A 20,613-nucleotide genomic window follows, 5' to 3' on the forward strand; every position below is an offset into this window, starting at 1 on the left:
AATTTAGTTCATGGATAAAATTCTTTAAACTAAATAGTTATTTTTTTATTTCTGCCGAAACGTCTTTTCCCTCAGAAAATCTCAAAAAAAAATTGAATCAATACGGGTAAGAACTATATAAATTTATACTTTTTATTTGAAAATATTAACTATATTTGCACTTCTTAAACTTAAAAATAAAATGAGCACAATATTTACCTTATTCATGATCCTGATCATGATTTTAAGTATTTTACTAATCATCATCATTATGGCCCAAAATCCGAAGGGAGGTGGTCTTTCAGGAACTTTCGGGGGTACATCTTCCGCACAGTTCGGTGTTCAGAGAACAAATGATTTTATGGAGAGAGCGACATGGATTCTTGGTGGTGCTATTGTGTTCCTAATTCTGTTAAGCGTAATTTTAACAGCGAAGCCTACCCCTTCAATGCAACAGGTTCCTGCGAGAACTGAAGCTCCGGCTCCGCAAACTGCTCCTGGTACTAACAGTACAACTACATTGCCTGTTCCGGCTCCGGCAGGAAAATAACATCAGCATAACAATATAAAAAATCGGTTAAGAAATTTCTTAACCGATTTTTTTTTGTGGAAAATATTTAAGAATTAAAGTCCTTCTCCGCAATTCCCCAAAACTCATCCTGGTGCTGAACAAAAAGGCAGTGAATCCATGAATCCAGGGATATCTTCTCGATAACATCATTATCTATTTTTTTGAATTCAGTATTGAAAAACTGTTTTTCGACATTCAGAGCATTCCGGTTAAGTATAAGAATGTTTTCTTCGTTATAAAAAGGATAGTTCTTGATATCGCAATTGGTTGTAATTAATTTTTTACCGGCTGCCAAAGCCTCGAAAGTCCTCATGGTAAGCCCATTTTGAAATGGCTTGTTAATATCAAGTACCGCAAAAGCTTGATCATAAATTCCGCTAATTTCAGTATGTGACAGTTTTTTGAAACTGAGCTTTTCCATATCGAAATTCATCATATTTTTATCGAAAATCTTTTTAAGCATAAAAGCAACTCTGCCGGGAGCATAGTAATAAAAAAAAGTTTTCAGCTTTAGATTTGTACATTGTTCCCTTATTTTTTCGCCTATTAAATAGCGGTCTGTATGGGCACTGCCGATAAAAACGAGATCAAATTCGGGTTTGGGATTTTGGTTTTGCTTTTTGTATTCATTTAAAAAAAAGAGCGGCCGGAAATGCACATTATACTTTTTTGAATCTGCAGGTTCGAAGGTAAAATTATGATCAAAAAAAGGAAAAAGCTTCAGAAATTTGGGATATTCTGTCACTGCATCGTAAGAATAAAAAATCTTTTCTGTCTCGGGATTTGTGTCTGCGAATTTCTTCAAAAAAAACAGGGGTACAGATTCACCTTTAATCAAAAGAAAATAATCGTATTTCGTTCCTTTAATCTGTTGCCAAAGTTTTTCATAATACCGGTTTACTTTCTTTTGGAACAATCTGCTTTTCACCCTGATCATCCCTTTGGTGAAGACAGAATCTGAGGGTCTTTCGTTATAGAAATCTACCTCGGCTCCCAGTTCACGCAACCGGTTGCAGATTGCAGCTTCGTAACCGAAAAAGTTGGCCGAGATCAATAATATTTTCTTCTGGCTAAAATTCATGATTTCAGAAATCCTTTTTGCTTCATTTCAATAAGGGAATTTTGAAAATTATTTTCATGAACCGGCTGTTTTAACACCCAATCTGTAAAATCAGAAATTCCCTCCTCGAAACTCACTGTCGGTTCAAAATTCAGGATTCTTTTCATCTTCGAGAGATCCGCGAAGTTATGTCGTATATCTCCAATTCTGAAATCCCCCGAGACATTGATTTTCTCTTGTTTCCCATACATTTTCGCCAACATTTTCGCTACGGAAAGTACCGAGGTTGGCTTTCCGGTTCCCACATTTATAATTTCGTTGCTGGCGAGATCATTTTTTAAACTTCTGAAAGTAGCTTCTACCGTGTCTTCAATGTTGATAAAATCACGGCTTGGCAGACCATCTTCGAAAACATTTATCTCTTTCCCACTCAAGATCTGTGTTGAAAATATAGATAAAATTCCGGTGTAGGGATTAAGTAAAGACTGCCCCACGCCATAAACATTCTGATACCGAAGAATCACAAAGGGAAGCGCAACTGAAGAGCAAACCAGTTTTACCATTTCCTCCTGCTGGAGTTTGGTTAATCCGTAATAAGAAGTTGGGTGTAGTGTTGATGATTCATCGGTAGCAACAGGCGTCAACGACCGACCTTTATCATCTGTCATCTCATAAAATCCCTGCTCCATTAAAGTTAAAGTTCGGTTTTCGGGATACACCGTTTCGTTATCAGCATTCCGATATCTCCCTTCACCATAAACGGCACGTGAAGATGCAAGGACAAATTTCTTTACATTGTGGGTCTTATTCACCAGGACATCAAGCAGCAAAGCAGTACCGGAAACATTCACACGATTGTATTTTTCGATCTCATACATGGATTGGCCCGTACCGGTTTCAGCCGCAAAGTGAATTACTGCATCGGCGTTTTCAAGAGCTGTTTCAACATCATTTCGGTTGGTAATGTCGCCTTTAATGAAATCCACTTTTCCCGAAATACTTTGGTAAAGCGGCGAATCGATCTCCGGATTTTCGCCATGAATCTGGGGTGAGAGATTATCGAGAACCGTCACCGAGCAGCCCTCTTTTAACAACCGTAACGCCAGCCGGCTTCCGATAAAACCTGCACCACCGGTAATCATTATCTTTTTCAACTTATTTACCTGTTTTTTCCCAAACCTGAGTTTGGGGATTATATCTTTTTACAATTTCCGCAGGCGATCCAACAATCACACAATAATCGGGAAAAACTCCCCTTACCACAGAATTTGCACCCACAATACACTGTTTCCCCAGAATGGTTCCAGCCATAATCGCAGCACCCATTCCTATAAAACAATTGTCCCCAATTTTGGTTTCTTTTACCAATATTTTCTGTTTTACTACATGTGCGCCAATTTCTGTATAATCGTGATCGATATTGGTAATGAAAACATTCGCCAAAATAAGGGAGCTTTTCCCTATTTCGAGAGTTCCGGCAGAAGTAATATGTACATTCTGCGAAATCACGACATCATCTTTGATGTGAATGCTTCCTCCAGCTAAAGTTTCCATTCGGAGGTGAGGAAAAATCCTCACTTTTTTCCCGATAAAAACATAGCGGATCCCTTTCAGAAAGATGGGTTTCCCAAGATAAGATGGCAACCCAAATTTTCCGAAAAAAGCCGAATAGCATAATGCTCTAAATCCCCAAATTAGTTTATCCATTAAATTTAGCTCTAAATGGCCTGATAAAATATTTCAGCTTTGAAAATACAAAATAAAAAAGATATTCGGGAAAGTTTATCCGGTTGGTTAGGTACATTTCCCTGATATTTTTTTGAATTCCTTTTTCCATCTCCTTTAAATTGGCTGAAAGTCCGGAGAATCCAAATGATTTTTTTCCGCCACCAGCATAAACACATCGCTGAGGGAGTAAGTACATTCTGTTATGCTTTGAAATTCTCATCCAGAAATTGGCATCTTCTGAATATCTTTGGCTTTCATCAAAGTATCCAGTATTTTCCAGAATCTTTCTTTTAAAAATTGCCGTTGAAGTTTGTCCGGTAATTTTTATCAATAATCTTTTAAGAGTGATTTCAACTAATTGGTTTTCTGGATTAACAGCATAAGGAAAACCAACTTTTTCATCATTCCATAACGACGCCACAAAGTCAGCATTCAACTGGGCATCCATAAGAATCTTCATCTGTCTTGTCGTTTTTTCCGGCAGCCATTCATCATCAGCATCCAGAAGCGCGATAAATTCTCCTTTTGAAGTCCTCAAGGCACTATTTCTTGCTTTAGAAACACCTGCATTTTCCTGATTGATGAGGATGATGTTCATTTCTGGATTTTTCTGACGGTAAATTTCTACAATTTCCTGGCTTCTGTCCGTAGATCCGTCATTTACAGCAATAATTTCAAACTCGCCATTCCAAGTCTGATTTTTAACAGAATCCAGTGCTTTGCCAATAGTTTTTTCGGCATTGTAAATGGGGATAATTATGGAAATCACGTTTGAAATTATTAAAGATAAATATGATCTAAATGCAGGTATGACAAACTAAAATTATTCTTTCTCATTATACGGCAGCCTGTTCTGTATCGACCGGCCTAGCGAAATTTCATCGGCGTACTCCAGTTCATCACCCACAGAAATCCCGCGGGCGATGGTTGAGAAATTTACTTCAGAATTTTTGAATTTCTTATAAATATAATATGCCGTGGTATCCCCTTCCATGGTTGCGCTGAGCGCGAAAATAAGCTCTTTGGTGACACCGTTCTCCAGCTTTTTTTCAATAGAAGAAATATTAAGATGATTCGGACCGATTCCTTCCATCGGAGAAATTTTTCCGCCCAAAACCAAATATTTGCCCCTGTATTTGCCGGTATTTTCAATCGCCATCACATCACGTACATCTTCCACAACGCATATAATTTCCTCATTGCGCTTTGGATTGGCGCAAATCTCACAAATTTCAGAATCTGAAAAATTATGGCATTCTTTGCAGTATTTGATGTCGGTGACTAACTTTTTCAGTGAATCTCCGAGTGCGATCGCCTGACTTTCCGGCTGTTTCAGAAGATGCAAAGCAAGCCTCAACGCAGATTTTTTACCAATTCCCGGCAGCCCGGAAATCTCTTCTACAGCTTTCGCCAAAACTTTACTCGGATAGTCCATTCCACAAAAATAAAATTTAATCCCTCAAGATGCAAGTTTCGCCCCTTTTATTATCTTTGGGAAAATTAAATTAATGGTTCTGAAAAACTTAAATTATCCTCTCAATTTCACCTTTAAAATCACCACACTTTCCAGCGATTTCAATATCACCGACAGAAACGGAAACTACGTCGCCTATGTGCGTCAAAAAATGTTTAAACTGAAAGAAGATGTTATCGTTTTCAATAACGAAACCAAATCTCAGGAACTTTTCAGAATAAAAGCAAACCAATGGATCGATTTTAACGCTTCTTATGCCATCACCGATGTGCAGTCCGGACAAAATTTCGGAAATCTTGCCAGAAGAGGCATGCGCTCTTTGTGGAAATCCCAGTACGACATTGCCGACGAAACCGGCGCAACAAGATACCAAATTAACGAAGACAACGGCTGGATTAAAGTTTTTGACGGACTTATCGGCGAAATTCCTTTGGTGGGAATGCTTACGGGATACTTCCTGAACCCTTCGTACACTGTAAAAGACAATGCCGGGAAAGAATATTTTAAACTTAAAAAAATGCCTTCACTTTTTGGCAGGAAATTTCAGCTCGAACGGATTATCGATATCGACGATGAAGACGAATCCCTTGTAGTTCTCAGTTTTCTGATGATGGTGTTGTTGGAAAGAGACCGCGGTTAACTTATAATTTTATGAAATGAAAAAACATATTCTATTTTTTGCACTCTCCACTTTAATCTTTCAGTCCTGTAAAAAAGAAAGCGTAAACTTAAGTGAAAACACCACTTTAGATGCCACCGTAGCAGTTCCCGAAACTGCCAGTGATACAATAAAGATTGATTCAGGATTAAAACCCGAGTCATTTCCGATGCCGGCTGAAGTCGAGGGCTGCTCGTGTTACTTTGGCGAAAACAAAGAACAGTTTGAAAATGAAAACTATGTATATGTGGATGATTATGGTAAAAACGCTTACTTCAAACTGGGTGGAAAAATGATTAAGATCCCCATAAAAGAAGACGGTTTTGAACCTGAAAATTTCAGCAAAAATTTTGAAAATGCCGATTATAAAGTCTCCATTACCGGCAGAAAAATAAATGAAATGGATGAAACCATGATGTTCCAGGGATCAATGACGGTGGAAAATGTAAAAACCGGTGAAAAATCAATTTCCCCAATTTATGGCGAGTGTGGCTGTTAAAAAATCTATAAAACGTGAGATTCACGCTTACAAAAATTTTGGGAGCGTTTTTTTATTAGTAAATTTGAGAAAAATTATACGATATGACACTTTCACAACTGGAACCTCAGTTGATCTGGAAAAATTTTTCAGCGTTAAATGCGGTTCCAAGACCTTCAAAAAAAGAAGAAAAAGTAATAGCATTCATTAAAAATTTTGGCGAAAATCTTGGTCTGGAAACTACTGTAGACGAAGTTGGCAACGTCATCATCAAAAAACCGGCAACACCAGGCATGGAAGACCGCAAATCTGTCGTTCTGCAGTCTCACCTCGATATGGTTCATCAGAAAAATAACGATGTAAATTTCGATTTCGAGACGATGGGCATCGATATGGAAGTTGACGGTGATTGGGTGAAAGCCAAAGGAACTACTTTAGGTGCTGACAACGGCTTGGGCGTTGCCGCAATCATGAGCATCCTGGAAAGCAATGATATTCCGCATCCCGCTCTGGAAGCACTTTTTACCATTGATGAAGAAACCGGAATGACCGGCGCAATGGGACTGAAAGCGGGACAGCTTCATGGCGAAATACTCTTGAACCTCGACACTGAAGAAGATGATGAAATCGATATCGGCTGTGCCGGAGGAATTGATGTAACCGCAACCCAAACTTACGGTTTGGAGGAAGCAAAAGGACAAATTGTAAAAATTGAGGTAAAAGGTTTACAGGGCGGCCATTCAGGAATGGATATTATTAAAGGTCTTGGGAATTCAAATGTAATTTTGGGCAGACTTCTGTATACAGGACTTTATAACCAAAATATCCAGCTGATTTCCATTGACGGTGGCGGATTGAGAAATGCAATTCCACGGGAAGCTAGCGCAGTTTTATCCGTTCGTCATTCCGTAGAGTTTATCGATCAGGTTACCGCTTTGAAAAAAGAAATTCTGGACGAATTTGCGAGCGTAGAAAAAGATTTACACCTCAATATCGAAACGTTTTCATCTGCTGAAAAAGCTCTTTCCGAAGAAGATTCCAGGAAAATTATTTTAGCTTTAAAATCCGCACATAATGGGGTATACCGAATGAGTCCGGATGTTAAAGATTTGGTTGAATCTTCTAACAATATCGCTCGTGTAGAGCTAAAACAAGGCGAGCTTAAAATCCTTAATCTTTCCCGTTCTTCAGTGGAATCTACGAAATACGCTGTAGCAGAACAGTTGAAATCTGTATTTGAACTGGCCGGAATGAATGTTGAATTCAGCGGTTCTTATCCAGGCTGGAAACCAAAACCGGGTTCAGAAATCGTGAAGCTCATGGAAAAAATCTACGAAAAAGATTTCGGCTCAAAACCGCAGGTGGTCGCCTGCCATGCAGGATTGGAGTGTGGGATTATCGGTGCCAATTACCCAGAAATGGAAATGGTAAGTTTTGGCCCAACCATCCGCGGGGCACATTCCCCGGATGAAAGAGCAAATATTCCTTCAACACAAAAATTCTGGAAGTTTTTAAAAGAAATCCTTGCAGAAATTCCGAAAAAATAAACTGGAACTTAATATCCAAAATGCGAAAGTGTTTTGGATATTTTTTTAGAATAGAAAATTTTAAATTCAGATTTTGCTAACTTTAATTCAAAATTAAACCGATGGCCACTTTGAAAATTACTTCCCAAGAAATGCTCTCTACTTTACAAAAACGTTTCCTTGAACATATGCACCGCCACACGGATCTGGACTGGCAGAAAATTCATCATAAACTCGAAGGCAATCCTAAAAAGTTGGCTGTTCTTCAGAAGATGGAAGAAACCGGGGGCGAACCGGATGTGGTAGATTTTGATGAGAAGTCTGGCGAATATATATTTTTCGACTGTGCTGCGGAAAGTCCTAAAGAACGAAGAAGTTTCTGCTACGACCGTGACGCGCTCGAAAAAAGGAAGGAAAACAAACCTAAAAACAACGCACTCGACAAAGCTGCTGAGATGGGAATCGAAATGCTGACTGAAGAAGATTATAGATATTTACAGACTGTAGGCAGCTTCGATACCAAAACCTCCAGCTGGCTGAAAACTCCGGAAGACATACGCAAACTTGGCGGAGCGATTTTCGGTGATTTCCGTTACGGAACAGTTTTCATTTACCACAACGGCGCAGAATCCTATTATGCAGCGAGAGGATTCCGCGGAAAACTAAAAGTTTAGGAAATTCTTAATTAAGGATTTTCGCTGATTGTTCAGATTGGCAGATTTTTAAAGAGAAAAAATCTGTGAAATCAGCGAGAGCAGCAATAAAATAATCCATAATCCACGAGCCAAAAAAATCCCGGAAACTGTTTCCGGGATTTTTTTATATCTGTTATTGAAAAACATTATGGATAAGGCGCAATTGCCACCTCAAGACCATCAATTTCTTCTGTAATATGAATCTGGCAGCCCAGTCTGGAATTGTCCTGAACATGAAAAGCCTCAGAAAGCATTGCATCTTCTTCATCACCCATTTCCACCAGTTTTTCTGAACCTTCCAAAACATAAACCTGACAAGATGCGCACATGGCCATTCCACCGCACACACCAATGGTTCCTTCTTCTGCGAGTTCATAAGACCGGATGACTTCCATGAGGTTCATCGACATATCCGTAGGCGCCACCACCTCATGCGTTTCGCCGTTTCGGTCCGTAATTTTCAAATTGATATCCTGCATGGTTTCTTAATCGATTTTTTTAACAACAGCTTTTTCAGCTTCTTTACGGCTTCCGTCAAAACCGTCTACTCCACTTACCGTTGTATATTTCAATACGTATTTTTTACCTGGATTCAGCATATTGTAAACACTTTGGCACATCAAAGTCGCCTCATGGAAACCACATAAAATAAGCTTGAGTTTTCCGGGATAGGTGTTGATGTCACCAATCGCGTAAACGCCGGGAATATTCGTCTGATAATCTAGTGCGTTGTTCACCACGATTGCATTTTTTTCGATTTCTAATCCCCAGTTGGCCAAATCTCCAAGTTTTGGCGTAAGACCGAAAAGTGGAATGAAATAATCGGTTTCGATATCAAAAGTTTCTCCTTCTTTTTCAACAGTAATCGCAGAAACCTGGCCTTCACCTTTAATTCCGGTCACTTCGGCTGGAGTTACCAATCGGATTTTACCCTGATCTTTTAGTGCCTGAACTTTTTCAACAGAATCCAGCGCACCTCGGAACTCATTTCTTCTATGAATCAAGGTAACTTCGCTTGCAACATTGGCGAGAAAGATACTCCAGTCCAGCGCAGAATCTCCGCCTCCAGCAATCACCACTTTTTTATTTCGGAAATGTTCAGGTTCCTTTACAAAATATTCAACCCCTTTCTCTTCATAATCACCAATATTGTTGATGTTAGGTTTTCTAGGTTCGAAAGTTCCCAATCCGCCAGCAATCGCTACGGCTTTCGCACGGTGTACCGTTCCTTTGTTGGTTACAACTTCAAAAGTTCCGTCTTCCAGTTTTGTTAAAGTCTGCGCAGTTTCTCCTAAAGTGAATCCCGGCTGAAACTGCTTGATCTGCTCCATCAGATTATCTACAAGATCACCGGCATTAATTGATGGAAATCCCGGAATATCGAAAATAGGTTTTTTAGGATAAAGCTCGGTTAACTGACCGCCCGGTTGTGGCAACGCGTCGATTAAATGACATTTCATTTTAAGTAAACCTGCTTCAAAAACAGCAAAAAGCCCTGTAGGTCCCGCTCCTATAATCAATATATCGCTTGTAATCATTGATGATTTTTTAAAAAAATTAATTTGGCAAATTTAAGAAAAATAAAAGAACAGCGGGTTGCATAAGAGTGAGAAATGTCAGTTTAAAAGCTATTGAAATCAATGTTTTATATTTGTGGCAAATTTTTTGCAAAACTATCCGCATGAAAAAGATTTTAAGTGTATTCTCACTCTTATTTTTTGTATTGGGTTTCTCCCAAAAACTCGATAACATACAGTCCGGCGAAGTCTTAAATTATCGCATACATTATGGATTACTCAATGCTGGTACCGCTACATTAAGCACTTTAAAAACTACATACAAAGGCCAGCCCCATTTCCATGTAAAAGGATATGGACGCACCAATGGGGCAGTTCGTGCATTCTTTAAGGTAGAAGACCGCTACGAAAGCTATATCAATTACAATACAGGACTCCCAAGTTTTTATGTAAGAAATGTACAGGAAGGCGGTTATACCCAACACCTCGAAGCACTGTTTAATCATAATAATTACACCGTTTTACTTACGGACAAGGAAAAGAACACCTCACGGAGTCTAAAATCTGTGAAAGGAGTTCAGGACATGCTGTCTGCTTTTTATTATTTGAGAAGTCTGGATTCCACCGATCTGCGAGTTGGGAGCGTAAAAAAACTTAATGTTTGGATTGATGATGAAATGTTCCCTTTCCAGATTAAAGTGGTGGGCACAGAAAACATAAAAACCAAATTCGGAACCATCAACACGCTGAAAATTGTTCCTCAAGTAATGAGTGGCCGGGTTTTTAAAGACAAAGAGGGGGTAACCCTATGGGTAAGTAACGACCGAAACTATGTTCCAATAGCTATTAAAGCGGAGCTGGTCGTAGGTTCGCTTAAGGCAAGTATTGATTCTTTCAGAAATGTAAAATACCCGCTCAACTTTACAAAATAGACTTCATAACTACATAATAAAACCGGAGAAATCCGGTTTTTTTTTTTTGCTTTTTGATGTAACAAAATTTCTGTTTTCGTTGTCTTATTACAAAACAACTAAAACACCATGAAAACTCCATTTCTCAGCGCCTTTCTGATACTTACTAGCGGACTGATTCTCTCACAAAATACCGCTGCCGACAGTATTTCGAGAAAAAAAGCAACGGCCGTAAAAATCAACCATTCACCCAAAATCGACGGAATTCTGGATGAAGAAGTGTGGCAAAACGCACCTTCAGCAGCGAATTTTATCGAGCGCCGCCCAAACAACGGAAAACCTGCCGTTGAATCCTTAAAGTCAGAAGTAAAAATTCTTTATGATGACACCGGAATTTATTTCGGGGCTGTACTTTTCGACAACGAACCTTCAAAAATCGCTAAAGAACTTACTGAACGCGACAATATAGAAAATGATGATATTTTTGGTGTCACTTTAAACGGTTATAATGACCACCAGCAAAGTCTGGAATTCCTTGTTACCCCAGCGGGAGTTCAGGCGGATGCGAAACTCACCAACGATTTCGGTGAAGATTTCAGCTGGAATGCCGTTTGGTTTTCTGCGGTAAAAATAACAGAAACCGGCTGGGTTGTTGAGATGAAAATTCCATATTCTGAACTGAGGTTCCCGAAGAAACAGATACAGGAATGGGGAATCAATATTGTGAGGTTGGTTAACAGAACCAGCACCACCTACGACTGGAATTTTGTTGATAACAAGAAAGGCAGTTACATGCTCTATGACGGAGTGCTAAACGGAATTGAAAACATTAATCCGCCCACAAGACTTTCATTTCTCCCCTACTTTTCAACCTACCTGAACAGTTTCAATGGCACGACCGACACAAACGTCAACGGCGGGATGGATTTAAAATACGGGATTAATGATGCCTTTACGCTGGATTTAACTTTAATTCCGGATTTTGGGCAGACTTCATTTGACAAATCGGTTTTAAATCTTTCACCTTTCGAAGTTCAGTTTCAGGAGCAGCGTCCGTTTTTCACTGAAGGTACAGAGCTTTTCAGCAAAGGAAACCTCTTTTACTCCCGAAGAATTGGCGGCCATCCTTCCCTTAGCCCCTCTTTAAATACCGATGAAGAATTTGTGGAGAATCCTGACAAAGTAAAATTATTCAATGCTGTGAAAGTATCAGGAAGAACGAATAAAGGTCTGGGAATTGGCTTTTTCAATGCTGTTACAGAAAAGATGAACGCGGAAATCCGTAATATCAATACCGGCGAAATCCGCAAAGAAGTCATCGAACCGTGGGCAAATTATAATGTTTTGGTGCTGGATCAGCGTTTTGGGGGAAATTCCTCGGTTTCACTTGTGAACACCAATGTTACACGGGATGGTAATTTTCGCGACGCCAATGTTACGGCTTTGCTTTTCGATGTGAGAAATAAAAAAAATACGTACCGTTACTTTGGAAGCACAAAAGAAAGTCTTGTAATGAACGGCGAAACAAAGTACGGCAACGAATCTTCTGCAGGATTTAATAAAGTTTCCGGCGTACACCGTTTTGGCGCCAATTATTTTATGAGAACCAGGGATTACGATATTGGCGATTTGGGTTATTACGACCGCACAAACTTCCACAGCATCAATACCAATTATTCCTACCGCTATCTTCAGCCAAAAGGTGGTTTGAATGTTTTGAATTACAATCTAAATATTTCACATAACCGAAGGCTGGATGAGGATTTATTTACACAGTTTGTAATTCACAACAGCATCGAAATGCAGACGAAAAATTTCTTTAATTTCGGTGGCGGACTTATGATTTGGCCACTGGGTGAAAACGACATTTACGAACCCAGAACTGCCGGAAGACATCTGGATGTTCCCGCGATGATTAACCCATGGATTTTCATAAACACCGATAACCGGAAGAAATTCCGCATCAATACCTATATCGACTACTATGCTTTCGACGAAAAAGGACGTTACCAGTTGATTTATCAGCTAAATCCGAGCTATAAATTTTCCGATAAACTGCGTCTTTATTATGATGCGAACTTCAATTACCAGAATCACGACCGCGGATTTGTCGGTAAAGATGCTAATGACATTTTTATGGGAACCCGAAACCGCTTCACCGTAGAAAACGGAATTTCATCCCAGTACACTTTCAACAACAAAATGGCGCTAAATCTTTCGTTCCGCCACTATTTCTCAGAAGTTACGTACAAAGGATTTTCAACTTTAAATGCCGACGGAAGTGTAAAAGACACCAGCATTTTCACAGAAAATCGCGACGGAACTTTCAATTCATGGAATGTAGATTTAAGATATTCCTGGTGGTTCGCCCCCGGAAGTCAACTCACTTTGCTATACAGAAATGCTGTTGGAAGTTATCTGGAAGAATCCCGAATCGGCATCAAAGAAAATTTCACCAGACTGTTTAATGAACCAATGGTTGATAATATTTCGCTGAAACTTACGTACTACATCGACTATAATCAGGCAAAAAACTGGCTGAAGCATAAAGGCTAAAAAACAAAAAAGACCATTTCGATATTGAAATGGTCTTTTTTTATCTTGATTTTTTACAGCGATTTAAACTGTTCGAGCATTCTTTTATCGTTTTCGAAGAACATTCGGATGTCGCTCATTTGATAAAGCAGCATCACGATTCTTTCGATTCCCATCCCGAACGCATAACCCGAATATTTATCCGCATCGATGTTAACGTTCTTTAAAACTGCAGGATCCACCATTCCGCAACCCATAATTTCGAGCCAGCCGGTTCCTTTGGTGATTCTGTAATCGGTTTCAGAATTCAATCCCCAATACACATCCACTTCTGCACTTGGTTCGGTGAACGGGAAATAAGATGGTCTGAGTCGGATTTTAGATTTTCCGAAAAGTTCTGTTGTAAAAAACTGAATCGTCTGTTTCAAATCTGCAAAACTTACGTTTTCATCAATATAAAGTCCTTCGATCTGGTGGAAAATACAGTGCGAACGCGAAGAAATTGCCTCGTTACGAAAAACTCTTCCTGGAGACAGAATCCGCATTGGCGGCTGGTGTTCTTCCATGTACCTTATCTGTACCGAAGAAGTGTGTGTCCTTAAAAGAATATCCGGATTGGTTTCGATGAAAAAAGTATCCTGCATATCCCTCGCCGGATGATATTCAGGGAGATTAAGGGCGGTAAAATTATGCCAGTCGTCTTCAATTTCCGGTCCGTCAGCAACTGCAAAACCAATGGATTTAAAGATTTCAATAATTCTGTTTTTTACCAGATTGATCGGATGGCGGGTTCCCAGTTCAGAAGAAAATCCCGGACGGGTTAAATCTTCTTTTTCCAGGATAAGGTTAGAAAAGGTTGCGTTTTTTAATTCGTCGAGTTTGGTCTCTACAGCCTGTTTCAGGGTATTGATCTTCTGTCCGAATTCTTTTTTCTGTTCATTCGGAACTTCCTTGAATTTGGAGAAAATATCGTTCAGAATTCCTTTTTTTCCGCTGAATTTGATTCGGAATTGCTCAATCTCATCTTTATTTCCTGAGCTGAAATTGCCTACCTCAACCAATAATTCATCAATCTTTTCTAACATCTTTAATATTTATTGAACTGCAAAAATACAATTTTTAACTGAAAATTTCGGCGGTAATTTCAGTCTTAAAATTTTAAATCAGCAGGTTTTTTTCTGCTTTGGTTTTTAGGTATTGAGGAAATTCAGGAACTTTTCGATCGCCTGTTTGCGGTGACTGATCTTGTTTTTATCCTCGGCTTTCATTTCTGCAAAAGTAATTTCATGGTTTTCCGGAACAAAAATAGGATCATAACCGAAGCCTTTTTCCCCGCGAATTTCGTGAATTAAATTCCCGTAAACCCTGCCTTCAAAATAATATTCACCGGTTTGGTCCACAAGACACATTACGGTTACAAAATAGGCTTTGCGGTTTTCTTCGTTTTGCATTTCCTCTAAAACTTTGGCCATATTTTTACCAAAATCGTGGTTGCCAGCATACCGTGCGGAATAAATACCGGGTCTGCCGCCCAGACTTTCCACTACCAAACCAGAATCATCGCCCAGACTTGGTTTTCCGGTTCTTTCGAAACAGTATTTTGCTTTGATGAGTGCGTTTTCGTGAAAGGAAGTTCCGTCTTCCACAATTTCGTCGTGAATATCGTAATCCGTTAAGGAAGTTACTTTAAAATCATCGCCCAAAATCTGCTGAATTTCTTCTTTCTTGTGCTGATTGTGGGTCGCGATGAGGATTTCTTTGGCCATATTATTGAGTAATAGTAATTTATTTTTCAGAGTAATGTACGCGGTATTTGCGTGTAAAAAGGTAGTAGAACACTGTAAAAAGCAGAATTCCGATTCCAAGAACAATCCATTCGGAAATATTGAATACCTCAGCGAAACTTTCGGTATCGCCGTAAAAAATTAAAATCGAGGAACACAGATTATTAAAGGCATGCAGCAAAACAGGTAGCAGCATTGATTTTGTCTTATGATAAACAAGTCCTAAAACGCATCCGAGCAAAACCGCACCCACAAACTGCCACGGATTACCGTGAACCAACCCGAAAACTACTGATGAGATGATGATCGCGTTTGCAGGATTCATCCCTTTGTTTATTAAACCTTTCTGAATAATTCCACGGAATACAATCTCCTCAAAAATTGGGGCCATAATAACAGCCAGAACAATCATCGTAGCTTTATCATTTGTCATTTGCTCCATCAGACGCGAGAAAAATTCATAATACTTCCCGAAAAAAGGTCCGGTAATAGGAATTTGTCCGGTAATAAATTCAGCAATAAACATCATTCCCAGCATCATGGGAAAAATCAAAAGATACGTTCCGCCATTCGTAGGAGAAAAATTAAAGTTGAGATTTTTGCCGGTCTGCGGTCTTGCAATAAAATAATCAAAGGCGAAAATCGCACCCAGAAAACCCGCTGCATTTGCGATCACTAGATAGAAATCCGTGTACTGAAGATTGACATTAAAAATGAAAAGGGAGATCACATTGAGCAGTGAAACGAGGCTGGTAGCGACAATCATTCCGCCGATAAGCGCAAAAGCGCCCTTCCAGTCGAAAATATATTTTTTTTCCGGAGAATTTTCTGCCATAAATTTTGTTTCAACAAAGATAAATCAAAAACATAAAAAAGCGAATTTCGGTACGACAAAAACTCCGTTTTCATTTTCCATAAAAAAACACGATTTTTGCAAACTCAAATATCATTATGTCTGAACTCATTAAAGAAATAGAAAGAAGAAAAACCTTCGGAATTATCTCGCATCCCGATGCCGGAAAAACTACGCTTACAGAAAAGCTCCTGCTTTTCGGTGGTGCAATTCAGGAAGCCGGTGCGGTAAAATCGAACAAAATTAAAAAAGGAGCCACTTCCGATTTTATGGAAATCGAGAGACAAAGAGGGATTTCTGTAGCGACTTCGGTTTTGGCTTTTGAATACCGAAATCATAAAATCAACATTCTCGATACGCCCGGTCACAAAGATTTCGCGGAAGATACTTACCGTACGTTAACCGCTGTAGATTCTGTTATTGTTGTGATCGACGTGGCAAAAGGAGTTGAGGAACAGACCGAAAAACTTGTTCAGGTATGCCGTATGAGAAATATCCCGATGTTTGTTTTCATTAATAAGTTAGACCGGGAAGGTAAAGACGCTTTCGATCTTTTGGATGAAGTGGAACAGAAACTTGGCTTAACCGTTTGTCCGCTTTCTTTGCCGATCGGTATGGGGACGGACTTTCAGGGAATTTATAATATTTGGGAAAATAATATCCAGTTATTTTTAGAGGAGAAAAAACAGAAAGTTGGCGAAGCAATTAAATTTGATGATATTAACGACACCAAAATCGATGAAGTCATCGGTGCAAAAGCTGCAGCAACTTTACGGGAAGAGCTGGAACTGGTTCAATCGGTTTATCCGGAATTTAGCCGCGAAGATTATCTTAAGGGCGATTTGCAGCCGGTTTTCTTTGGTTCTGCATTGAATAATTTCGGGGTTCGTGAACTATTGGACGCCTTCATCGATATCGCGCCGAAACCGCAACCTAAAGAAAGCGAAACCCGTTTGGTAAAACCTGAAGAAAAAGATTTCACTGGATTTGTCTTTAAAATCCACGCGAATATGGACCCGAAACACCGAGACAGACTGGCTTTTGTGAAGATTGTTTCCGGAACCTTCAAAAGAAATGAAAATTACCTTTTGGTAAGAGACAATAAAAAAATGAAATTTTCTTCGCCTAACGCCTTCTTTGCTGATAAAAAAGAAGTGGTTGACGAAAGTTTCCCGGGCGACATTGTGGGACTTCACGATACCGGAAATTTCAGAATTGGCGATACTTTAACTGCTGGAGAAAAAATAAACTTCAAGGGAATCCCAAGTTTTTCACCGGAACATTTCCGATATATCAACAATGATGATCCATTAAAGGCAAAACAACTCGCAAAAGGAATTGATCAATTAATGGACGAAGGTGTGGCGCAACTTTTCACCCTGGAAATGAACAACCGAAAAATTATCGGAACAGTGGGAGCACTGCAATATGAAGTAATCCAATACCGTCTGGAGCACGAATATGGCGCGAAATGTACCTACGAACCACTTTCGATCCACAAAGCTTGTTGGATTGAAGCTGACGAAAAATCCGAAGAGTTCAAAGAATTTGCGAGATTGAAGCAGCGATTTATGGCGAGAGACAAGTACGGACAATTGGTATTTTTAGCAGATTCATCATTTACCATTCACATGACGCAAGAAAAATTTCCGAATGTGAAACTGCACTTCATCAGTGAATTCCGAAATAAACAGTAAATTTAATCTCCGGTTCGTCCGGAGATTTTTTTGTAAATATTTTGTAAATTGATTTGCAATTCATTTATTTACAGATATTTACCGGAATACTCATCAAAATCTGGTGTTTTGAGGAATACATTTTGATTCTTTTCCGGCGTTTACCAATAAAATCGATTCATGAAGAACTTATTTTTTATCATACTTGCCACTGTTGCCTTAATCTCATGCGACAAAAGTACGATTCAGCAAACAACGGATAATATCAAACGGGCCGACAGTCTTTTTACCAAAGCCAACGATGGAATTAAGACTTTGGATTCCATCTCAAAAACCATTACAGATTCTGATGGGATTACCAAAAAAGTAATCATTCCGGAAATTGAAAAACAAAAAAAATCCATCGACAGCACCATAAAATCAGGCGGCTGGCGAATCGATTCGATCAACAAACAAATTGAAAAAATCACGAAAAATGTGGTGGTAGGAACTGAAGTTGTAAAGACTTTAGACTCTGCCAATGAATCTTTAAAAAATGGTGAAAGCACGATAAAAGTCCTCACAAGAACCGCTGATAAAATTCTGAAGCAAACCAAAAACCAGAATCCAACCGCAGAAAATTCAGCAAATGAAAAACGTGCAACTCCCGAGGAACAGAATAATCCTGTGACTGTGCCGCCTGTGGTAGAAAAAGATCCGATAGTAAAAACTGCCCGACTTGAAATTCAGGTCGATAATCTTAATACTGCAAAAGCTCTTTTGAAACAGAAAATCCGGGAAAACAATGCAGATTTGGTAACTGAAAATTTCAGTCAGAACGAAGGCATCCAAAAAGAATATATTACCGCTAAAGTCCCGCTTCAGAATTTTGATCAGCTGCTTTCTAATCTTTCCGGACAGCTCGGCGATGTGAAATCGAAAAGCACGGATTCTGAGGGCAAAGATTATATCGCTTCGCAAATGTGCGACATTGAAATCACGCTGCTCCAGAACGAAAACATTGCAGATACCGCTTTAACAAAAGATGAAAAAGAAGAAAATCCCGACAGTTTCAGCGGGGCTTTTATGAAAGGTTTTAAAGTTTTGGGCGATGCGATGCTCTTTTTGCTTCCTTTTTGGCCACTGTTTTTAATTGGCGGATTGGTTTGGTATTTCATCAGCCGCAATAAAAAGAAAAAAGCGCAGGAAGAATTCGAAAGACAGCAAATTCTGAATCAGCAGAACGCAACGGCTTATCCAACCCAGAACCAAACTTCTACCGAGCCTGTTCAGGAAGATAAACCTGCAGAAACTCCGGACACAGATTATTCCAAATATCTTCCGAAGAATTAAAGTTGAAATACGCTCGCTGATTGAGTTAATAACGCTCATCTCATTTAAGATTTGATCTGCCAAAATTTCTGAATCTGCGAGAACAATCCCATAATCTGAAGATAGCAATTAAAAAAGCCTTCCAAATCCGGAAGGCTTTCTTTTATTTCATATTCACTATACGATCTACCACATAGGTAGTGTTTCCGCGCCATGGCAGCGCCCCGTGGTATTCTTTATAATGGAGATCAAACGTTTTACCGTTGTTGATTTCGAGCTGTCTGAATATTTCTTCATCTTCAATTGAAAATTCGAATTCATAACTCATTAAACTTCCGGTACGCGCATTGGTTCCGAATCCCTGCTGTATAAGTTTGCCTTCGTAGGTTTTAAAGATATTCCCCTTTTTAACCGCGTAATTCAGAATTCCGGATTTTACACCTTCCCCGAAAACAAAATAATACCGGTAATAAACGACGCCACTCAGCAGTAAAACCACCGCAATAAGAGTAATCCACAGATATTTCATGACTGGATTTTAGTGATTAAAAATTATTTGGCAATGCTGCGGGAAATTACAATCTTCTGGATTTCTGAAGTTCCTTCATAAATCTGGGTAATCTTCGCATCACGCATCATTCTTTCTACATGATATTCTTTCACATAACCGTAACCACCGTGGATTTGTACTGCTTCAACTGTAGTATCCATTGCAACTTGTGATGCATAAAGTTTTGCCATTGCACCGATTTCGGAAATGTCTTTACCTTCATCTTTTTCAACAGCAGCTTTGTAGCACAGCATTCTTGCAGCCGTAATCTGCGTTGCCATATCAGCTAATTTGAATGCAATCGCCTGGTGATTGATGATTTCGGTTCTGAAAGCTTTTCTGGTTTTTGCATATTTAAGGGCCAGTTCATAAGCTCCGGAAGCAATTCCTAAAGCCTGGGATGCAATCCCGATTCTACCGCCATTCAATACCGCCATTGCGAAATTGAACCCGAATCCGTCTTCACCGATTCTGTTTTCTTTCGGAACTTTAACGTCGGTAAAGAGCAAAGAATGCGTATCACTTCCGCGGATTCCCAGTTTGTCTTCTTTCGGCCCGATTTCGAAACCTGCCCAACCTCTTTCTACGATAAACGCGTTGATACCTTTATGTTTTTTCTCAGGATCTGTCTGTGCGATTACAATATAGTATGTTGCGTTTCCACCGTTGGTAATCCAGTTTTTAGTCCCATTCAGCAAATAATGGTCGCCCATATCTACAGCTGTGGTTTTTTGTGATGTCGCATCAGAACCTGCTTCAGGCTCAGAAAGAGCGAAAGCACCTATCACTTCACCACTTGCCAGCGGTTTCAGGTATTTCATTTTCTGCTCCTCGTTACAGTATTTCTCCAGTCCGGCGCATACCAGCGAATTGTTTACCGACATTACTACGGCTGCAGAAGCATCAACTTTAGCAATTTCTTCCATGGCTAAAACGTAAGACACACTGTCCATCCCGGCACCGCCGTATTTGGGATCCACCATCATACCCAGAAAGCCCAGTTCTCCCATTTTCTTCACCTGTTCGTGAGGAAACTTCTGTTCATTATCTCTTTCTATTACGCCGGGCAAAAGTTCTGTGTTGGCAAAATCTCTTGCAGCCTGCTGAATCATTAACTGTTCTTCAGATAAATTAAAGTCCATAAAGTATATAAATTGTTTGCCTGTAAATCTACAATTTTTCTAAAAATTAAAAAAACTAAAATCCCGTGGTTTAAATTATTCATGAATAAATGAGATTACAATTCTCTATGCCGGGAATAATGTTTATTTTGTAGAAAACTTGTAACAATTAACAGAATATTGTCT

The 20,613-nt window shown here is 39.3% G+C and carries 21 protein-coding genes; 9 read left to right on the forward strand and 12 right to left on the reverse strand.

The window, feature by feature from the left end; all coding sequences use genetic code 11:
* Nucleotides 1-181 precede the first annotated feature (181 nt).
* A complete protein-coding gene (gene secG, locus CDW55_RS08805; RefSeq protein WP_088469364.1) occupies nt 182-529 on the forward strand; it encodes a preprotein translocase subunit SecG in 348 nt (115 codons plus the stop codon).
* A 67-nt stretch (nt 530-596) separates the two neighbouring features.
* Here secG and CDW55_RS08810 read toward each other — a convergent pair whose 3' ends face one another.
* From CDW55_RS08810 to recR, 5 genes are read right to left on the reverse strand one after another with little or no spacing between them, the layout of a single operon-like run.
* Nucleotides 597-1,631: a lipopolysaccharide biosynthesis protein gene (locus CDW55_RS08810; protein ID WP_088469365.1), complete on the reverse strand. Its 1,035-nt coding sequence runs from the start codon at nt 1,629-1,631 to the stop codon at nt 597-599.
* Nucleotides 1,628-2,764, reverse strand: coding sequence for an SDR family NAD(P)-dependent oxidoreductase (locus CDW55_RS08815; protein ID WP_228399628.1), 1,137 nt, complete (start codon nt 2,762-2,764; stop codon nt 1,628-1,630). Before CDW55_RS08815 ends, CDW55_RS08810 begins: the two co-directional genes overlap by 4 nt.
* A 1-nt stretch (nt 2,765) precedes the next feature.
* Nucleotides 2,766-3,317: a DapH/DapD/GlmU-related protein gene (locus CDW55_RS08820; protein WP_088469367.1), complete on the reverse strand. Its 552-nt coding sequence runs from the start codon at nt 3,315-3,317 to the stop codon at nt 2,766-2,768.
* Entirely contained in the window at nt 3,310-4,107 is a 798-nt protein-coding gene (locus CDW55_RS08825) for a glycosyltransferase family 2 protein (protein WP_088469368.1), read from the reverse strand. The genes CDW55_RS08820 and CDW55_RS08825 overlap by 8 nt, the downstream gene beginning before the upstream one ends.
* Before the next feature lie 54 nt (nt 4,108-4,161).
* The gene (recR, locus tag CDW55_RS08830; RefSeq protein ID WP_088469369.1) at nt 4,162-4,773 is read right to left on the reverse strand and encodes a recombination mediator RecR; all 612 of its coding nucleotides are present in this window, start codon (nt 4,771-4,773) and stop codon (nt 4,162-4,164) included.
* A gap of 73 nt (nt 4,774-4,846) precedes the next feature.
* Here recR and CDW55_RS08835 point away from each other — a divergent pair, with 73 nt between their 5' ends.
* The 4 genes from CDW55_RS08835 to CDW55_RS08850 all read left to right on the forward strand — a co-directional run bounded on the left by CDW55_RS08835 (nt 4,847) and on the right by CDW55_RS08850 (nt 8,148).
* The gene (locus tag CDW55_RS08835; protein WP_088469370.1) at nt 4,847-5,452 is read left to right on the forward strand and encodes a hypothetical protein; all 606 of its coding nucleotides are present in this window, start codon (nt 4,847-4,849) and stop codon (nt 5,450-5,452) included.
* A gap of 16 nt (nt 5,453-5,468) precedes the next feature.
* On the forward strand, nt 5,469-5,969 hold the full coding sequence (locus CDW55_RS08840; protein ID WP_088469371.1) for a hypothetical protein: 501 nt from the start codon (nt 5,469-5,471) through the stop codon (nt 5,967-5,969).
* Between the two features lie 83 nt (nt 5,970-6,052).
* Nucleotides 6,053-7,495 carry an aminoacyl-histidine dipeptidase gene (locus CDW55_RS08845; protein WP_088469372.1) on the forward strand — a complete coding sequence of 481 codons (1,443 nt, stop codon included), beginning with the start codon at nt 6,053-6,055 and terminating at the stop codon, nt 7,493-7,495.
* Between the two features lie 101 nt (nt 7,496-7,596).
* Nucleotides 7,597-8,148, forward strand: coding sequence for a DUF4256 domain-containing protein (locus CDW55_RS08850; RefSeq protein ID WP_088469373.1), 552 nt, complete (start codon nt 7,597-7,599; stop codon nt 8,146-8,148).
* Nucleotides 8,149-8,315: 167 nt separating this feature from the next.
* Here the strand turns inward: CDW55_RS08850 and CDW55_RS08855 are convergent, their stop codons facing one another.
* Together CDW55_RS08855 and CDW55_RS08860 are read right to left on the reverse strand one after the other, a co-directional pair.
* Nucleotides 8,316-8,648: a 2Fe-2S iron-sulfur cluster-binding protein gene (locus CDW55_RS08855; protein ID WP_088469374.1), complete on the reverse strand. Its 333-nt coding sequence runs from the start codon at nt 8,646-8,648 to the stop codon at nt 8,316-8,318.
* A 6-nt stretch (nt 8,649-8,654) separates the two neighbouring features.
* The gene (locus tag CDW55_RS08860) at nt 8,655-9,707 is read right to left on the reverse strand and encodes an NAD(P)/FAD-dependent oxidoreductase (protein WP_088469375.1); all 1,053 of its coding nucleotides are present in this window, start codon (nt 9,705-9,707) and stop codon (nt 8,655-8,657) included.
* 143 nt (nt 9,708-9,850) lie between these two features.
* Here CDW55_RS08860 and CDW55_RS08865 point away from each other — a divergent pair, with 143 nt between their 5' ends.
* On the forward strand, nt 9,851-10,618 hold the full coding sequence (locus tag CDW55_RS08865) for a DUF3108 domain-containing protein (RefSeq protein WP_088469376.1): 768 nt from the start codon (nt 9,851-9,853) through the stop codon (nt 10,616-10,618).
* A 108-nt stretch (nt 10,619-10,726) separates the two neighbouring features.
* Complete coding sequence (locus tag CDW55_RS08870; protein ID WP_088469377.1) at nt 10,727-13,153, forward strand: DUF5916 domain-containing protein; 2,427 nt, start codon at nt 10,727-10,729, stop codon at nt 13,151-13,153.
* Between the two features lie 53 nt (nt 13,154-13,206).
* Here the strand turns inward: CDW55_RS08870 and pheS are convergent, their stop codons facing one another.
* From pheS to CDW55_RS08885, 3 genes are all read right to left on the reverse strand, one after another.
* The gene (gene pheS, locus CDW55_RS08875) at nt 13,207-14,217 is read right to left on the reverse strand and encodes a phenylalanine--tRNA ligase subunit alpha (protein ID WP_088469378.1); all 1,011 of its coding nucleotides are present in this window, start codon (nt 14,215-14,217) and stop codon (nt 13,207-13,209) included.
* A gap of 105 nt (nt 14,218-14,322) precedes the next feature.
* A complete protein-coding gene (gene rdgB, locus CDW55_RS08880) occupies nt 14,323-14,898 on the reverse strand; it encodes an RdgB/HAM1 family non-canonical purine NTP pyrophosphatase (RefSeq protein WP_088469379.1) in 576 nt (191 codons plus the stop codon).
* Between the two features lie 19 nt (nt 14,899-14,917).
* Nucleotides 14,918-15,751 carry a CPBP family intramembrane glutamic endopeptidase gene (locus tag CDW55_RS08885; protein WP_088469380.1) on the reverse strand — a complete coding sequence of 278 codons (834 nt, stop codon included), beginning with the start codon at nt 15,749-15,751 and terminating at the stop codon, nt 14,918-14,920.
* A gap of 116 nt (nt 15,752-15,867) precedes the next feature.
* Between CDW55_RS08885 and CDW55_RS08890 the strand changes: the two genes are divergently transcribed.
* Nucleotides 15,868-17,466: a peptide chain release factor 3 gene (locus CDW55_RS08890; protein ID WP_088469381.1), complete on the forward strand. Its 1,599-nt coding sequence runs from the start codon at nt 15,868-15,870 to the stop codon at nt 17,464-17,466.
* A gap of 159 nt (nt 17,467-17,625) precedes the next feature.
* Complete coding sequence (locus CDW55_RS08895) at nt 17,626-18,777, forward strand: DUF4349 domain-containing protein (RefSeq protein ID WP_088469382.1); 1,152 nt, start codon at nt 17,626-17,628, stop codon at nt 18,775-18,777.
* 142 nt (nt 18,778-18,919) lie between these two features.
* Here the strand turns inward: CDW55_RS08895 and CDW55_RS08900 are convergent, their stop codons facing one another.
* Nucleotides 18,920-19,285, reverse strand: coding sequence for a hypothetical protein (locus CDW55_RS08900; protein WP_088469383.1), 366 nt, complete (start codon nt 19,283-19,285; stop codon nt 18,920-18,922).
* Nucleotides 19,286-19,308: 23 nt separating this feature from the next.
* Nucleotides 19,309-20,448, reverse strand: coding sequence for an acyl-CoA dehydrogenase (locus CDW55_RS08905; RefSeq protein WP_088469384.1), 1,140 nt, complete (start codon nt 20,446-20,448; stop codon nt 19,309-19,311).
* Nucleotides 20,449-20,613: the final 165 nt, after the last annotated feature.

Source organism: Chryseobacterium sp. VAUSW3 (assembly GCF_002205795.1).
Classification (GTDB): Bacteria; Bacteroidota; Bacteroidia; order Flavobacteriales; family Weeksellaceae; genus Kaistella; species Kaistella yananensis.

Excerpts from the sequence above, each read along its gene's own strand:
- pheS (WP_088469378.1), bottom strand. The coding sequence starts at position 14,217 with ATGTTAGAAAAGATTGATGAATTATTGGTTGAGGTAGGCAATTTCAGC.
- CDW55_RS08865 (WP_088469376.1), top strand. The coding sequence starts at position 9,851 with ATGAAAAAGATTTTAAGTGTATTCTCACTCTTATTTTTTGTATTGGGT.
- CDW55_RS08850 (WP_088469373.1), top strand. The coding sequence starts at position 7,597 with ATGGCCACTTTGAAAATTACTTCCCAAGAAATGCTCTCTACTTTACAA.
- CDW55_RS08895 (WP_088469382.1), top strand. The coding sequence starts at position 17,626 with ATGAAGAACTTATTTTTTATCATACTTGCCACTGTTGCCTTAATCTCA.
- CDW55_RS08820 (WP_088469367.1), bottom strand. The coding sequence starts at position 3,317 with ATGGATAAACTAATTTGGGGATTTAGAGCATTATGCTATTCGGCTTTT.
- CDW55_RS08905 (WP_088469384.1), bottom strand. The coding sequence starts at position 20,448 with ATGGACTTTAATTTATCTGAAGAACAGTTAATGATTCAGCAGGCTGCA.
- CDW55_RS08900 (WP_088469383.1), bottom strand. The coding sequence starts at position 19,285 with ATGAAATATCTGTGGATTACTCTTATTGCGGTGGTTTTACTGCTGAGT.
- CDW55_RS08810 (WP_088469365.1), bottom strand. The coding sequence starts at position 1,631 with ATGAATTTTAGCCAGAAGAAAATATTATTGATCTCGGCCAACTTTTTC.
- CDW55_RS08840 (WP_088469371.1), top strand. The coding sequence starts at position 5,469 with ATGAAAAAACATATTCTATTTTTTGCACTCTCCACTTTAATCTTTCAG.
- recR (WP_088469369.1), bottom strand. The coding sequence starts at position 4,773 with ATGGACTATCCGAGTAAAGTTTTGGCGAAAGCTGTAGAAGAGATTTCC.
- CDW55_RS08885 (WP_088469380.1), bottom strand. The coding sequence starts at position 15,751 with ATGGCAGAAAATTCTCCGGAAAAAAAATATATTTTCGACTGGAAGGGC.
- CDW55_RS08890 (WP_088469381.1), top strand. The coding sequence starts at position 15,868 with ATGTCTGAACTCATTAAAGAAATAGAAAGAAGAAAAACCTTCGGAATT.
- rdgB (WP_088469379.1), bottom strand. The coding sequence starts at position 14,898 with ATGGCCAAAGAAATCCTCATCGCGACCCACAATCAGCACAAGAAAGAA.
- CDW55_RS08855 (WP_088469374.1), bottom strand. The coding sequence starts at position 8,648 with ATGCAGGATATCAATTTGAAAATTACGGACCGAAACGGCGAAACGCAT.
- CDW55_RS08835 (WP_088469370.1), top strand. The coding sequence starts at position 4,847 with ATGGTTCTGAAAAACTTAAATTATCCTCTCAATTTCACCTTTAAAATC.
- CDW55_RS08845 (WP_088469372.1), top strand. The coding sequence starts at position 6,053 with ATGACACTTTCACAACTGGAACCTCAGTTGATCTGGAAAAATTTTTCA.
- CDW55_RS08860 (WP_088469375.1), bottom strand. The coding sequence starts at position 9,707 with ATGATTACAAGCGATATATTGATTATAGGAGCGGGACCTACAGGGCTT.
- secG (WP_088469364.1), top strand. The coding sequence starts at position 182 with ATGAGCACAATATTTACCTTATTCATGATCCTGATCATGATTTTAAGT.
- CDW55_RS08870 (WP_088469377.1), top strand. The coding sequence starts at position 10,727 with ATGAAAACTCCATTTCTCAGCGCCTTTCTGATACTTACTAGCGGACTG.